The sequence below is a fragment of the Kluyvera sp. genome (assembly GCF_047971185.1).
Taxonomy (GTDB): Bacteria; Pseudomonadota; Gammaproteobacteria; order Enterobacterales; family Enterobacteriaceae; genus Kluyvera.
In genome coordinates this window covers 22831-38649 of the sequence record NZ_JBKDZH010000021.1, presented here as the reverse complement: position 1 = coordinate 38649, position 15819 = coordinate 22831, and the positions used below count along the sequence as shown (strand labels likewise).

12 protein-coding genes are annotated in these 15819 nt (G+C 55.5%); 5 read left to right on the top strand and 7 right to left on the bottom strand.

Annotation, left to right across the window (positions count from 1 at the left end):
* Window positions 1-458: 458 nt before the first annotated feature.
* The 7 genes from ACK5JN_RS05970 to thpR form a co-directional block, all read right to left on the bottom strand.
* A complete protein-coding gene (locus ACK5JN_RS05970; RefSeq protein WP_416869311.1) occupies window positions 459-1049 on the bottom strand; it encodes a fimbrial protein in 591 nt (196 codons plus the stop codon).
* A 595-nt stretch (window positions 1050-1644) separates the two neighbouring features.
* Window positions 1645-2124, bottom strand: a complete 480-nt coding sequence (folK, locus tag ACK5JN_RS05965; protein ID WP_416869310.1) for a 2-amino-4-hydroxy-6-hydroxymethyldihydropteridine diphosphokinase — start codon at window positions 2122-2124, stop codon at window positions 1645-1647.
* Window positions 2121-3518 (bottom strand): polynucleotide adenylyltransferase PcnB, encoded by a 1398-nt coding sequence (gene pcnB, locus ACK5JN_RS05960; RefSeq protein WP_416869342.1) that lies wholly within the window; start codon window positions 3516-3518, stop codon window positions 2121-2123. The genes folK and pcnB overlap by 4 nt, the downstream gene beginning before the upstream one ends.
* Before the next feature lie 55 nt (window positions 3519-3573).
* Window positions 3574-4470 (bottom strand): tRNA glutamyl-Q(34) synthetase GluQRS, encoded by an 897-nt coding sequence (gene gluQRS / locus ACK5JN_RS05955; RefSeq protein WP_416869309.1) that lies wholly within the window; start codon window positions 4468-4470, stop codon window positions 3574-3576.
* A gap of 66 nt (window positions 4471-4536) precedes the next feature.
* The gene (gene dksA / locus ACK5JN_RS05950; protein ID WP_001155227.1) at window positions 4537-4992 is read right to left on the bottom strand and encodes an RNA polymerase-binding protein DksA; all 456 of its coding nucleotides are present in this window, start codon (window positions 4990-4992) and stop codon (window positions 4537-4539) included.
* A 156-nt stretch (window positions 4993-5148) separates the two neighbouring features.
* Window positions 5149-5871 (bottom strand): DNA/RNA nuclease SfsA, encoded by a 723-nt coding sequence (sfsA, locus tag ACK5JN_RS05945; RefSeq protein ID WP_416869308.1) that lies wholly within the window; start codon window positions 5869-5871, stop codon window positions 5149-5151.
* A 13-nt stretch (window positions 5872-5884) separates the two neighbouring features.
* Window positions 5885-6415 (bottom strand): RNA 2',3'-cyclic phosphodiesterase, encoded by a 531-nt coding sequence (gene thpR, locus ACK5JN_RS05940; protein ID WP_416869307.1) that lies wholly within the window; start codon window positions 6413-6415, stop codon window positions 5885-5887.
* A 73-nt stretch (window positions 6416-6488) separates the two neighbouring features.
* Here thpR and hrpB point away from each other — a divergent pair, with 73 nt between their 5' ends.
* From hrpB to ACK5JN_RS05915, 5 genes are all read left to right on the top strand, one after another.
* Window positions 6489-8921: an ATP-dependent helicase HrpB gene (gene hrpB / locus ACK5JN_RS05935; protein ID WP_416869306.1), complete on the top strand. Its 2433-nt coding sequence runs from the start codon at window positions 6489-6491 to the stop codon at window positions 8919-8921.
* Between the two features lie 162 nt (window positions 8922-9083).
* A complete protein-coding gene (gene mrcB, locus ACK5JN_RS05930; RefSeq protein ID WP_416869305.1) occupies window positions 9084-11606 on the top strand; it encodes a bifunctional glycosyl transferase/transpeptidase in 2523 nt (840 codons plus the stop codon).
* A 377-nt stretch (window positions 11607-11983) separates the two neighbouring features.
* Window positions 11984-12529, top strand: a complete 546-nt coding sequence (locus tag ACK5JN_RS05925) for a fimbrial protein (protein ID WP_416869304.1) — start codon at window positions 11984-11986, stop codon at window positions 12527-12529.
* Window positions 12530-12579: 50 nt separating this feature from the next.
* Window positions 12580-13296: a molecular chaperone gene (locus ACK5JN_RS05920; protein ID WP_416869303.1), complete on the top strand. Its 717-nt coding sequence runs from the start codon at window positions 12580-12582 to the stop codon at window positions 13294-13296.
* A gap of 32 nt (window positions 13297-13328) precedes the next feature.
* The gene (locus ACK5JN_RS05915; RefSeq protein WP_416869302.1) at window positions 13329-15812 is read left to right on the top strand and encodes a fimbria/pilus outer membrane usher protein; all 2484 of its coding nucleotides are present in this window, start codon (window positions 13329-13331) and stop codon (window positions 15810-15812) included.
* Window positions 15813-15819: the final 7 nt, after the last annotated feature.

Genomic DNA, 15819 nt, shown 5'->3' with positions numbered 1-15819 from the left:
TATCCTTGTTAAAAAAATTAAATGTCGTTACAGACGCGATTATTATAACAAGAGCTCTGTAAGTATAAAAATATCGTGTTCGGATACTTCGCTCTTTTTGATTGGTAAAACCAATGATTTGATTTTGTTTTAATAATTACATCTCATACACCAGATATTCCTTAGTGTCGTTAATCGAACTTTTCCTATATGCGCCATCTTTGATAGTGTAAAAAAACGCGTATCATTATTTTTGGTTATTTATCTGTCTGTTTGATACGTTAAATATATTCTTTGTATTTATTTATTCTTTGTTTATTGGTTGTTTTTTATATAATCTTAAATAATTAAATGTTTTTTAATTAAAACTTAATGCAAGGCTGCTGAGCGCTGCTCATGTTTCTCAATGGCTTTGAGTTTCCAGACGTTAATAAGAAGAAGCTATCTCGAAAGTAAGATAGCTCCTTGAGTATCATCGATTAATTGTAGGTAAGGGTATAGGCCGTGTTCGATTTCACGTAGCCTGCGCTAACAGGTACCGCATTGGATTGTTTAACGTAGGATACTACGAAGTTAAATTTCGCCACACCGTTGCCATCAAAGGCCTGGGTATGCACATCGCTGGCATCGTTAATCTTCACCTGAGTGTAGGCCTGCGCAGAACCGCTGCTATCAACCGCGTGGATCGCCAGGTTGACGCCGGTTGCCGGTTCTGAGATGGAGTCATCGTTGTTTAGCGTACCGTTGCTGTTGCTAAAGAAGGTAGAGGACATGCTCAGATTCGCGTTCGCATTGGTGTTACTGGTGCCGCAGTCAACGGTAATATAGAACGGTTCTGGCTGAACGCCGACAGCGCTGCTCGCTACGCCCGAATTAGCGTTAATATCTGCCGTTTTGGCCGTGTTTAGCTGCACCTGACCGTCCTGACTGCCGCCATTGACGTGCGGTGTACAGGTGTTATCGCTAACCAGGCCTGCAAAGTCGATTTGACCGCCATCAAGAGCAAAGGCAGAGGAGGAGAGCAGAGCTGCAGAGAATGCCACTGAGAGGGCGATAATTTTTTTCTTCACGACAATATCCTTATAGAAAGTTATAGAATTACATGTGTTACAGTGTGTCATATTGTTTCGTGGGCATTAAACACGATATTGGTTGTGTTTGTAAAATTCATGATGTTTATTTTTCTTCTTTTTTGGATTGATATTTTTAATATTATTCATGTGATTTGTTGTCAGGTGAGGGGGATTTTCTGCATAACATTTACATGGTGAATTTTTTATTCTGTGGTGACGATGTTAACTCTATGCATGGTGGGCCTGGTTGATTTGATAAATAAATTTTAGCTTGGTTGTGAATAGCGTGTAAGGATATTTGCTGTTTTGGTAGATGTGCTTTTTTAGGTGGGTTTTATTATTTTTTTATATGCAATTGTGAGTGTTAGTTGTTTTAAAAAATAATTGTAGGAAAAATCATGTTGTAGGTATTAAAGATTGGCATATAATGTAAACAAAAAGGTGTTAATATTAATTAATATAATATTCAATGTTCTTAATGTAATGATTTTCGTAAGACTGACGCATTATTAGCGCAACGACGGTAGCGCCGTTCGCCTATTGCCAATCCAGGTTTTTATTCCAGAATTATTCTGTTGATCGTAAGGTTAAACTACCAGCGAGCGGGATAAGGTGAGATCTGATTCAGATACTCAGTCAGCGGTTGACCATCATCAGGAAAATGAAGTTCAGGGGCAATTTCAAACAGCGGCCACAGCATAAAGCCCCGGCGCTTCATATCGTAGTGCGGTACCGTCAGGCGCTCGCTGTTAATCAGCCGATCGCCAAAAAGCATGATGTCGAGGTCCAGCGTACGCGGCCCCCAGCGTTCAGCCTTGCGAACACGACCCTGTTGCTGCTCAATACGCTGGGTATGGTCCAGCAGCGCTTCTGGCGCAAGGTTGGTTTCCAGCGCCACGGCGGCGTTCAGGTAGTCTGGCTGATCCTGCGGGCCGAGCGGCGGGGTACGATAAAATGAAGAGACGCGGATAATACGGCTTTCAGGGATAGCGCCAATAGCCTCAACGGCAGCGTTCACCTGCTCCAGCGGAGAGGCGAGGTTGCTGCCGATGGCGATATAAACGACGGTCACGCGCTACCTTCACGGCGCGGCGCGCGTTTACGCGGGCGGCGATGGCGACGGCGGGTATCCGGTTCATCACCCAGATCGTTGAGCATCTCTTTTTGCGCCGGCGGCGCGACCACCTGGAATTCACTCCACCATTGGGTCAGGCGTTGCAATTCGTGGTTGTTTTCGGCTTCGGCGCGCAGCGCCAGCAGGTCGTAGGCGGCGCGGAATTTAGGATGCTCCATCAGCTTCCACGCGCGTTTACCCTGACGGCGAGACATGCGCAGCTGTAGCTGCCAGATATCGCGCACCAGGGTGGTAATGCGTTTTGGAATCGCCAGCGAACGGCAGGCTTCGTCCAGCACGTCGTTCATCGCCAGCGCGAAAGCGTCGTAATAGGCCAGCCCGCTCTCCTGAGCGATTTTCTGCGCCATTTCCAGCAGCGGATACCAGAACATCGCGGCGAACAAGAACGCCGGGTTAACGCGCATATCGTTACGAATGCGGTTGTCGGTGTTCTTCAACACCTGAGCGATGATGCGTTCCATCGGGCTGTCGCCGTCTTCGGTGAAGTAGCGGGTGATGGTCGGGAACAGCGGCTGGAACAGGTTGTATTCGCGCAGCAGCTTGTAGGTTTCAAAGCCGTAGCCCGCCTGTAGCAGCTTGAGCGCCTCTTCAAACAGACGCGCCGGCGGCACGTCGTGCATTAAGGTAGCCAGACGCGGGATCGGCTCGGCGGTTTCCGGGCTGATGCGCATATCCAGTTTGGCGGCAAAGCGCACGGCGCGCAGCATGCGTACCGGATCTTCACGGTAGCGGGTTTCCGGATCGCCGATCAGGCGGATGACGCCGTCTGACAGATCCTGCATGCCGCCAACATAGTCGCGTACGGTGAAATCCGCGACGCTGTAATAAAGGCTGTTGATGGTGAAGTCGCGGCGCTGGGCGTCTTCTTCGATGGAGCCGAAGATGTTGTCGCGCAGCAGCATGCCGTTTTGCCCGCGCTGGGAGGTCGCGCGATCGGACTGACCATCTTCGTGATGGCCACGGAAGGTGGCGACTTCAATAATTTCCGGGCCAAACATGACGTGGGCCAGGCGGAAGCGACGGCCAACCAGACGGCAGTTGCGGAACAGCTTACGCACCTGGTCGGGGGTGGCGCTGGTGGTCACGTCGAAATCTTTGGGTTTTTTGCCCAGCAGCAGATCGCGAACGCCGCCGCCGACGAGGTAAGCCTCGTAGCCCGCTTTGTTCAAACGATAAAGAACCTTGAGGGCGTTTTCGCTGATATCTTTGCGGGAAATAGCGTGCTGCTCGCGCGGAATGACGGTCATAGCAGGTTTTGCGATGGCGTTTTCAGCCTCGCTCTCCTCACGGCTCAGCACCTTGCGGCAAAAATTAGCGACTCGGGTAAAAATGGTGCACCTCGGTAGTTTTAGACTTTTGGGACAAAAAATAGCGGCTAATCATAGCTCAGCATAACGCATTTGAGAATGGCGGATTGATCTTCGCCGTCTCTGGCACCGCGGCAAGCGACCACTGCGCCACCGCATTGTGCAATATATCAGCCGTGCTGATATCCTGCCATTGCGCCGGAACGGGCTGGCCTAAAAAGCGCAGCGCCTGAATGATAACCGGACGCGGGTCGCCAGCAGGTAGAGCAGGTGCATGATTTTGCTTGGAAAGTTTAGCACCTTCTCCATTCAATGCCAGCGGCAGGTGAATATAGTCAGGCGCTGGCCAGCCAAACTGCTGGTAAAGCGAGATTTGCCTGACGGTCGGTTCAATCAAATCGGCGCCGCGTACGATTTCGGTGACGCCCTTAAAATGATCGTCCACCACCACCGCGAGATTATAAGCAAATAATCCATCGCGACGATGAATGATAAAATCTTCGCGCGCCAGGCGTTCGTCGGCTTGCAGAGTACCGCGCAGCAGATCGGTGAACGCCATCACCGGGTGCGTCTGACGCAGTCGCAGGGCGGCGTTTTCCGGGCCGTGATGCAGGTCGCGGCAGTGGCCATCGTAGGTGCCGCCGATGTGCTGAATACGCGCGCGCGTGCAGGTGCAGTAATAGCAGAGATCCTGCGCTTTCAACCACGCTAACGCTTCGCGATAGGCATCGTGACGCTGCGACTGCCACAGCACATCGCCGTCCCAGTGCAGGCCGTAATGTTCCAGCTGATGCAAAATGGTGGTTGCAGCACCGGGAACTTCACGAGGAGGGTCGATATCTTCGATACGGACTCGCCAGATACCCTGCCGAGCACGGGCCTGGAGATAGCTGCCAAGAGCGGCAATCAACGAGCCGAAATGCAGCTCACCGGAAGGGGAAGGGGCAAAGCGCCCTATATAAGGTTGTGTTGACATGTTTATGGCAAAAAAATGACAAGGCGGGAGAGACTCCCGCCTTGAAGATAGAGTGTTAGCGTTCTCTTAACCTGCCATCTGCTTTTCGCGGATTTCTGCCAGCGTTTTGCAGTCAATGCACAGGTCAGCCGTTGGACGCGCTTCCAGACGACGAATACCAATTTCAACACCGCATGATTCGCAGTAGCCGAAATCTTCGTCTTCGACTTTCTTCAACGTTTTCTCGATCTTTTTGATCAGCTTGCGTTCACGATCGCGGTTACGCAGTTCGAGGCTGAACTCTTCTTCCTGTGCGGCACGGTCTACCGGATCCGGGAAGTTTGCAGCTTCGTCCTGCATATGTGTAACGGTGCGATCGACTTCATCCCTAAGTTGATTACGCCATGCTTCAAGAATACGTCTGAAGTGCGCCAGCTGGGCTTCGTTCATATACTCTTCGCCTGGCTTCTCTTGGTACGGCTCCACCCCAGCGATGGCGAGAATACTCAGGGACGATGTTTTACGGTTTTGCCCTTCTTGCATGTTGCTTCTCCTTAACACGCACTATCGATCCCCGTGTTCGGGGGAAAAATCAGGCCGCTATAAATAGCAGATGCTTTTCCGGATGGCAATTATCTAAACGTAACACTTGACAATGCTGTGAGGAAAAGCGTATTTACGCCGCAGCCCGAACACTTTCTATTCAACTCCACCCCGCGTTAACGAAACGGGTAACGGCGATATCAGAGTCATCTTATCGGCAGAAAGTTCCGCTTTATAAGCCAAAATTTCCACCCCCTGTTTTTGTGCTTCTTGCAACAACTGTGCGTATTTAGCATCAATATGGTGTGCTGGAGAGAAATATTCAATGGCTGAGTGCAATATTGCAAACAGCAAAACCGCACGATCGCCGCTGGCCACAACGCCCATTAGCTCGCGCAAATGCTTCTGTCCGCGCACGGTCACTGCATCGGGAAAATAGCCGAACTCATTTTCCGCCAGCGTGACTGACTTCACTTCAATATAGCAGTTGGGGCGATCATCTGCCTGTAACATGATGTCGATTCTGCTGTTCTCTCCACCATATTTCACTTCGCTTTTCAGGGTGTTGTAGCCGGTCAGTTCGGGGATGCGGCCCGCCAGAATAGCGTCTTTGGCGAGGGTATTAGCCCGCAACGTGTTGACGCAAATAAAAGCCCCGTTCTGGGTCTGGGTTAATTCCCACGTATGGGGATATTTACGCTTAGTATTTTCTGATGTGGAATACCACACTGTATCGCCCGGCGTCGCGCAGCCGGTCATTGCGCCGGTATTCGGGCAATGCAGAGTAAAAATTTCGCCTTTCGGCGTCGTGACATCGGCGAGAAAACGCTTATAGCGTTTGATAAGCGTCGCGGACTGAAGCGCGGGGGTAAACTGCATCGGATTTCCTTAATTATTCGTTGAGCGTCCAGCGCTGCAACGACGTATATCGCGTGCGGCCGCCGGTAAAGCGCGACTCGTACAGCGCAAACTCGGTGACCGGAATTTCCCAGTGAAAGCCGGGTGGGGGGATCGGCACCGCCTGCCCGGCGTTGCGCAGCAGCGTCAGGTGCGGGTGAAACGGCTGCGGGCTTTGATAGCAGCCGCTGCGGGCGGCCTGGGCGCGCAGCATATTGGCCAGCTGTAGCAGCCCGCGCGGCGGCTGGCGCGTACCGAGCCAGACCACCCGCGAGCGCAGCCACTGCCCGGCATCGTCAAGATGCAGCGTAAAGCCGGGCTGATGGATGCGCCCCGCCATTGCCGCCAGCGCGCGCTGTTTCTCCGCGCTGACCTCCCCCAGAAAGGCTAGCGTCATGTGCATATTGGCTGCCGCCACCGGCACGCCCGCATCGGCGGGGAAACAATCCGCGCGCCACTGCACCAGCTGCTTCTGGATTTTCGGCGGGATCGCGATGGCGAAAAACAGTCTTTTTGACTCAGACATGGTGGGTACTCGGTTATGAATTGAGGCGATGCTACAATGTCCGCCGTTTAATGTTAACCCTCTGGAGCCATTCGTGTCCCTGTTGCCGGTCGCCAACGTCCTTCCTGAACTCCTCCACGCCCTACGGCAATCCCCGCAGGTGCTGCTGAACGCGCCGACGGGCGCCGGTAAATCCACCTGGCTGCCGCTGCAAATTTTGCAGGATGGCGTCATCAACGGGCGCATCCTGCTGCTGGAGCCGCGCCGTCTGGCGGCGCGCAACGTGGCGCAGCGTCTGGCGGAGCTTCTCGGCGAAAAGCCGGGCGAGACGGTGGGCTATCGGATGCGCGCGGAGAGCTGCGTCGGGCCGAACACCCGGCTGGAAGTGGTGACCGAAGGGATTCTGACCCGCATGATCCAGCACGATCCCGAGCTCTCAGGCGTGGGGCTGGTGATCCTCGATGAATTTCATGAGCGCAGCCTGCAGGCCGATCTGGCGCTGGCGCTGCTGCTTGATGTCCAGCAGGGGCTGCGCGACGACCTTAAGCTGCTGATTATGTCGGCAACGCTCGATAACGACCGGCTACAGCGCCTGCTGCCGGAGGCGCCAACCGTGGTTTCTGAAGGTCGGGCCTATCCCGTCGAGCGCCGTTATCAGTCGCTGCCCGCGCATCAGCGCTTTGATGAAGCGGTGGCGATCGCGACGGCGGAACTGCTGCGTCACGAGCGCGGCTCGCTGCTGCTGTTTTTACCCGGCGTCGGTGAAATTCAGCGGGTGCAGAACCACCTTGCGGAGCGCGTTGCTGATGACGTGCTGCTGTGCCCGCTGTATGGCGCGCTGTCGCTGAGCGAACAGCGGCAGGCGATTCTGCCTGCGCCGACGGGCAAGCGTAAGGTGGTGCTGGCAACCAATATCGCCGAAACCAGTTTGACCATTGAAGGCATTCGCCTGGTGGTGGATTCCGCCCAGGAACGCGTCGCCCGTTTTGACGTGCGTACCGGGCTTACCCGCCTGTTGACTCAGCGCGTTAGCCAGGCCTCAATGACTCAGCGCGCCGGACGTGCCGGGCGTCTGGAGCCCGGCGTCTGCGTACATCTGCTGGCGAAAGAGCAGGCCGAGCGCGCGGCGGCCCAGAGCGATGCGGAGATTTTACAAAGCGATCTCTCCTCGCTGCTGCTGGACCTGATGCAGTGGGGCTGCACCGATCCGTCTCAACTGAGCTGGCTCGACGCGCCGCCAGCGGTGAACCTGGCGGCGGCGCGTCGCCTGCTGACGCAGCTTCAGGCGCTGGACGGTGAACGCCTGACGGCCAAAGGCCAGAAGATGGCGGCGCTGGGCAACGACCCGCGCCTGGCGGCAATGCTGCTGGCGGCGCAAAGCGATGATGAGGTAGCAACCGCCGCCCGGCTGGCGGCCATTCTTGAAGAGCCGCCGCGCGGCGGTAACAGCGACCTGCTGCAGGCGTTTTCCCGCAACCAGGGAACGTGGCAGCAGCGTAGCCAGCAGCTGTGCAAGCGGCTCAATCGCCGCGCCGGGAAGCCGGATGCGGACGCCATTGCGCCGCTGCTGGCGCAGGGGTTTCCCGATCGCATCGCGCGCCGTCGCGGGCAGGAAGGCCGTTATCAGCTGGCTAACGGCATGGGGGCGATGCTCGACGCGGATGATGCGCTGGGCCGCCACGAGTGGCTGATCGCGCCGCTGCTGTTACAGGGCAACACCTCGCCGGATGCGCGTATTTTACAGGCCTGCGCGCTGGATATCGACGCGCTGGTCAGCCGCTGCCCGCAGCTGCTTCAACACTCTGACACCATTGAGTGGGATGATGCGCAGGGTACGCTGAAGGCGCTGCGCCGCAGCCAGATTGGCCAGCTGACGCTGAACGTGCGCCCGCTGGCAAAACCGTCCGAAAGCGAACTGCATCAGGCGATGCTGACCGGCATTCGGGAGAAAGGATTAAGCGCGCTGAACTGGACGAACGAAGCGGAACAGCTACGCTTGCGGTTACGGTGCGCGGCGCGCTGGCTGCCGGAGGAGGCGTGGCCCGCGGTGGATGAGGCGTCGCTGCTGGCGGAACTGGAGAGCTGGCTGCTGCCGCATATGAGCGGCGTGCATTCGCTGCGCGGCCTGAAATCGCTGGATCTTCGCCAGGCGTTGCTCGACTGGTTGCCATGGTCATTACGACAACGTCTGGATAGTGAGCTGCCAACTCATTACACTGTGCCAACGGGAAGCCGTATCGCCATTCGCTATGACGAAGACAATCCGCCTGCGCTGGCGGTGCGTATGCAGGAGATGTTTGGCGAAGCCCGTACCCCGACCATTGCTCAGGGGCGGGTGGCGCTGGTGCTGGAGCTGCTCTCTCCGGCGCAGCGGCCGCTGCAAATTACGCGCGATTTAAGCGCGTTCTGGCAGGGGGCGTACCGCGAGGTGCAAAAAGAGATGAAAGGGCGCTATCCGAAACACGTCTGGCCGGACGATCCGGCGAATACCGCGCCGACGCGGCGGACGAAGAAGTATTCTGCCTGATGGCGCTACGTTTATCCGGCCTACGTTTAAGCGAGTAGGCCGGATAAGGCGAAGCCGCCATCCGGCATAAACACAGCGTAAAATTGAGAGATATCTTCTTCTGTCCTGTGACGGAAGAATTGAGAATCAGGCCTTTATGCCTGAATGTTGCGGAGAAAAAGCATGGCGGGGAATGACCGCGAGCCGATTGGACGAAAAGGCAAGCCTGCACGTCCGGCAAAACAAAAAGTAAGCCGTCGACAGCAGTACGACGACGATTATGATGATGATGGCTACGACGACGAAAAACCACGCGCGCGTAAAGGCGGCAAGGGGCAAAAACCGCGCGGCAAACGCCGCTGGTTGTGGTTCCTGGTGAAGCTGGGGATCGTCTTTGCGGTACTGATTGCTATCTATGGCGTCTACCTGGATCAAAAAATCCGTAGCCGCATTGACGGTAAAGTCTGGCAGCTGCCGGCGGCGGTGTATGGCCGGATGGTCAGCCTTGAGCCGGATATGGCCATCAGCAAGAAAGAGATGGTTCAGCTGCTGACGGCGACGCAGTATCGCCAGGTCACGGCGATGACGCGCCCCGGCGAGTTTACCGTGCAGGCCAACAGCATCGAGATGATTCGCCGTCCGTTCGACTTCCCGGACAGTAAAGAGGGGCAGGTGCGTGCGCGTCTGACCTTCGACGGCTCTCGTCTGGATAGCATCGAAAACATGGATAATAACCGCCAGTTCGGCTATTTCCGTCTCGACCCGCGGCTGATTACCATGATGTCCTCGCCGAACGGCGAGCAGCGTCTGTTTGTGCCGCGCAGCGGATTCCCGGATCTGCTGATCGATACGCTGATTGCGACCGAGGACCGCCACTTCTACGAGCATGACGGCATCAGCTTCTACTCGATGGGGCGTGCGGTGCTGGCGAACCTGACCGCCGGGCGCACGGTGCAGGGGGCGAGTACGCTCACCCAGCAGCTGGTGAAGAACCTGTTCCTCTCCAGCGAGCGTTCCTACTGGCGTAAGGCGAACGAAGCCTACATGGCGCTGATTATGGACGCCCGCTACAGCAAAGACCGCATTCTGGAGCTGTATATGAACGAGGTGTACCTCGGTCAGAGCGGCGACAATGAAATCCGCGGCTTCCCGCTGGCGAGCCTGTACTACTTTGGCCGCCCGGTGGAAGAGCTGAGCCTCGACCAGCAGGCGCTGCTGGTGGGGATGGTGAAAGGGGCCTCGATTTATAACCCGTGGCGCAACCCGAAGCTGGCGCTGGAGCGCCGTAACCTGGTGCTGCGCCTGCTGCAACAACAGCAGGTGATCGACAAGGAACTGTACGACATGCTGAGCGCGCGTCCGCTGGGCGTGCAGCCGCGCGGCGGGGTGATCTCACCGCAGCCGGCCTTTATGCAGATGGTGCGTCAGGAGCTGCAGGCGAAGCTGGGCGATAAGGTGAAAGATCTCTCCGGCGTGAAGATCTTTACCACCTTTGACTCCGTCGCGCAGGACGCGGCTGAAAAAGCGGCCACCGAAGGCATTCCGGTGCTGAAGAAGCAGCGTAAGCTGAGCGATCTTGAAACCGCGATGGTGGTGGTTGACCGCTTTAGTGGGGAAGTGCGGGCGATGGTCGGCGGCGCGGAGCCGCAGTTTGCGGGCTACAACCGTGCGATGCAGGCGCGTCGTTCCATCGGCTCTCTGGCTAAACCGGCGACCTACCTGACCGCGCTGAGCCAGCCGAATCAGTATCGCCTGAACACCTGGATTGCCGATGCGCCGATTGCGCTACGCCAGCCGAATGGCCAGGTGTGGTCGCCGCAGAACGATGACCGTCGCTACAGCGGTCAGGTGATGCTGGTGGATGCGCTGACGCGTTCCATGAACGTACCAACGGTTAACCTTGGGATGGCGCTGGGCCTGCCGGCGGTGACGGATACCTGGCTGAAGCTGGGCGCGCCGAAAGATCAGCTGCACGCCGTTCCGGCGATGCTGCTGGGGGCGCTGAACCTGACGCCAATCGAAGTGGCGCAGGCGTTCCAGACTATCGCCAGCGGCGGTAACCGTGCGCCGCTGTCGGCGCTGCGTTCGGTGATTGCGGAAGACGGTACCGTGCTGTACCAGAGCTTCCCGCAGGCCGAGCGTGCGGTGCCGGCACAGGCGGCGTACATGACGCTGTGGACCATGCAGCAGGTGGTGCAGCGCGGTACCGGTCGTCAGCTGGGCGCGAAATACCCGAACCTGCATCTGGCAGGGAAAACCGGGACCACCAACAACAACGTCGATACCTGGTTTGCCGGGATTGACGGGCGTGAAGTGGTGATCACCTGGGTGGGTCGTGATAACAACCAGCCGACCAAGCTGTACGGTGCCAGCGGCGCGATGTCTATCTATCAGCGCTATCTGGCAAGCGAGTCGCCGATTGCGCTGGATCTGACGCCGCCGGAAGATATCGTCAATATGGGCGTCGACGATGGCGGTAACTTTATCTGCGGCGGTGGCGGCACGCGTATGCTGCCGGTCTGGACGACGGACCCGGATGCGCTTTGCCAGCAGAGCCAGCAGCAGATTGAGCAGCAGCAGTCGATGAATCCGTTTGACTCGTCGTCTTCGCAGCCTCAGCAGCAGCAACAGCAGCCGCCGGCGCAGGAGAAGAAAGACAGCGACGGCGTGGCGGGCTGGATTAAGGATATGTTCGGCGGCAACTAACGACCGCCAATGGGCTCAACGCCGCCTCTGGAGACAGGGGCGGCGTTTTTTTATGCTGTAAATCATTCGTATTTATCTATCACCACCCTCTTTGCTTAATTTATAATTAACTAAAATTAACTTCTGGAATTTATGTTATAAAACAGGGGGTTGTTGAGATTGCATTTATTTGTATTATATATAATAGGTTGAATTGTTATACGCTAATCTTTTAATGTGCCTCTTGTTAATAGCAGGGAAGGAAGGTGCAAGGGATTTGCAATTTCGACGTTTTTACAGGTTTATGTTTTACTCGCCTCGATTAATCTCCTTTCCCGTCCCCCTATTCTATAAAAGTTAGTTATGTCTCATCGGAAAACATAAATAAGGAATATATTATGTGTAAAAAGATACGCCCTGGACTGATAGCGGCAGTGTTATTTGCGGGGGCTACGGCACCCGTATTCGCGGTGGATACGGGGACGGTAACCTTTAATGGCAAAATTATTGAAGATACCTGTAACGTTAAAGTCAATGGCACCGATCAGGATGGTACCGTCACATTCAGCGATCTTTACGCTTCCGATTTTACCGGCGATGACACGGTGGGTGATAGTCAGGCGTTTGATATTGCGCTGACGGATTGTGATACCACCATTAAAAATATGAATATTAAGTTTGAAGGCACCACCGCGGCGGGGAAAAATGAGGAGGTACTTGAGACAATCGGCGGCGCGAAAAATGTCGGCGTACGTCTGGAAGATTGGACCAGCACCGCGGTGAAATTTGATGGCTCAATGCCTGCTACGGCTTCAGATAAATCGGTATTCGGGACGGGGGCAGCCACCTTTAGCTACACCGCGAAGGTGGTTCAGGTTGGGCAGGAAGCGCCCACTAAAGGCGATTACACCACGCAGGCGACCTACAGTCTGATTTATCGTTAATCCGTAAAATAAAGGCGGGCCCGGCGGCCCGCCACAGAGTGGAGTCATCTATGAAATGGAACTTCATAGCGTTAGGCTGTCTGCTGTGGTTGATTAACATCCCCACCTACGCGGGCGTGGTTATTGGCGGGACACGAGTTATTTATCCTGCCGAGCAGGCAGAAGTACAGGTTTCTTTAAAAAATAAAGACGCTAACGCGCGATATCTGGTGCAGAGTTGGGTGAGCAATGTTGCGGATGACAGCAAAGCGCCTTTTATTATTACGCCACCTATTTATAAGCTGGAAGAAGAACGGCGAACATTATTACATGTTGTTTATACCGGCGACAGTCGCTCTTTGCCGCAGGACCGGGAATCATTATTTATTGTTAATGTGAAATCCGTGCCGGCAATACCGAGTGAAATGCGTAATAAGAATACCTTACAGCTAGCGTTAAAAACCCGAATTAAACTGTTTTGGCGTCCAACGGGACTAAAAAACAATGCAGCAAAAACGGCCTGGGAGAAATTACAATTTCGCCGCCAGGGTGAACGCGTCATCGTCAAGAATCCAACGCCGTTTTATATCACCTTTGGTCAGTTTAAATATGGCGGTCAGGAGATCCCGGCTCCGCGGGCTAAAGAAATACCTTCCGCCCTCAGTATGATGATCGCGCCATTTAGTGAGCAGGCGTTCTCTCTGCCTGCCGCAGGCCATGGCGCTATCACCTGGACGGCAATTAACGACTATGGCGCTGAGACACCGTCTCGCCAACAGTCGTTGTAATTGGATCGATTTATGGATAAGCGAGCCCAATCATGCCTTCATTATGCACTGCACGGTCCTGGACCCTGAATGCGATTGTTATCGTCATTTATTCCATTAGCAGCCCTACGAGTGCGGAAGATTATTTTAATCTGAGCGTACTGGAAACCGATACACCGCTGGAAAATACCGGGGCGCTGGAGTCGTATTTACGTAATAACGGCCTACTGCCCGGGCGATATATGACCACCATTATGTGGGATCAGCAGCAGATAGATAAACGCAACCTGACTTATGTGCTGGCAAAAGATGAAAACAGATTACTGCCGCAGTTAACGAAGGCCGAACTCAGGGAGCTGGGCGTACGTGTCGAACAGGCTAAAGGACTTAACGCGCTGGCGGATAACGATATTGTTACCGATATCGCCGACTACCTCCCGGACGCGCGCTACGACTTTAATCTGGACACGCAAACGCTGCATCTGCGCATCCCGCAAATTTACCGCAATGCGGCGGCAATAGGGGAGATTAATCCCCAGTATTGGGATGACGGCGTGCCAGCGCTGTGGTCGAGCTACTATCTGTCGGGCTCTCAGCAGCGCGACGCCGGTTCGACGACGCAAAGCCATTGGGCGAGCCTGAACTCCGGGCTAAATCTTGGCGCCTGGCGGCTGCGCAACAGCAGTAGCTGGGGAGATGAAGCGGGTTGGGAGTCAATAAGCACCACGCTTCAGCGTGATATTAAACGTCTCAAAAGCCAGCTAGAGATGGGGCAAACGTACACCAGCGGCGAGCTGTTTGATAGCGTTCAGATGACCGGCGTTAAGCTGGAAACCGATACCAGCATGCTGCCGAGCAGCCAGCAGGGGTTTGCCCCCGTGGTGAGGGGAATCGCTAACAGCGAGGCGAAAATCACCATCAAGCAAAACGGATATACGATCTACCAAAGCTACGTTTCGGCGGGGCCGTTTGAAATACATGATTTAAGCCAGGTGACCGCCGGTGCCGATCTCGAAGTGACCGTGACCGAAGCCGATGGTAGGGAGCGGAGCTTTATCCAGGCCAGTTCATCCGTGCCGATACTGCAACGCGAAGGGGCGCTGAAATACAGTCTGGCCGCCGGGCGCTATCGCCAGCCGGATAACGGTGAAGAGCCTGAGTTTGGCCAGGCGACGGCGATCTACGGGCTGCCCTATGGCGTCACCGTTTACGGCGGCCTGCTGGGGGCTTCGATGTACCGTTCGGGCGCTCTCGGTGCAGGGGCGGATCTCCAACAATTTGGCTCACTTTCTGTGGATTTCACCGCCGCCAGAACGCAATTTGATGATGGCCGCCCAGACTCTGAGGGCACTTCATGGCGCGCGCAGTATGTGAAAGACTTTCCGTTGACCAACACCACGGTGACGCTGGCGAGCTATCGCTACTCCACCTCCGGTTTTTATACCTTGCAGGAGGCGATTGACCAGCGTAGCGAGCGCGCCGACGACGACAGCTTTTATGGCTATCGTGAAAGCTATAACCGCCGCAGCCGCTTACAGATCAACTTATCCCAGTCGGTAGGCCGCTGGGGCTCGGTTTATGCGAACGCTTATCAGCAGGATTACTGGCATCTCGACGGCCATGAGCGCAGCGTCAGTATGGGCTACAGCAACAGCTGGGCGGGAATGAACTGGTCGCTTAATTACAGCCTGACGAAAACGCCGTCGACGCAGAGCGATCGGCAACTGGCCCTGACGCTGAACATTCCGCTGTCCGGCTGGCTGGCAAATGCCTGGGCGAGTTACAGCCTTAACACCACGCAGCGCGGCAACGCATCGCATCAGGTAGGGATTAACGGTACCGCGCTGAAAGATAACAATCTCAGCTATAACCTTCAGCAAAGCTATACCGACAATAATGTGGGCTACGGCAGCTATCTGTCGGGGCGCTATCGTGCCTCCGCCGGAGAGTTTACCGCCAGCTATGGCTATCAGGGCGACAGCCGCCAGCTGAGCTATAGCGCGCAGGGTTCGGTGGTAGCGCACCCTTATGGCGTCACGCTGGGGCGCTCGCTGCAGGATGCGTTTGCCATCGTGCATATCGCCGAGGGTGAGAACGTCAATATTCACAATTCGCAGGGGATCTACACCGATCGCTGGGGCAATGCGGTCGTACCCTCGTTAACCCGCTATCGGCATAACGCGATTACCGTCAACACTCAGGGGCATGACGATGTGGATATTCAGGATGCCGTTCTGGACGTGGTGCCGACGAAAGGCGCGGCGGTGGCGGCGAACTTCGTTGCAAGAGCGGGTAAGCGTGCGTTGCTGACGCTGAAATACGGTAAGGGGACGGTGCCATTTGGTGCGATTTTGAGTATGGAGAATGCCACCGCCATTGTGGGCGATGGCGGAGAGGTGTTTATTACCGGGCTAAAAGGCACGCAGCGCTTTAGCGTGCAGTGGGGAAACAAACCGGATATGCAGTGCCGGGGTGAGGTGACCGCGCCAGCCGAGTCAAAGGCGCGGGTCCTGCAAATGACCGTGGCCTGCCAATAAAATATAG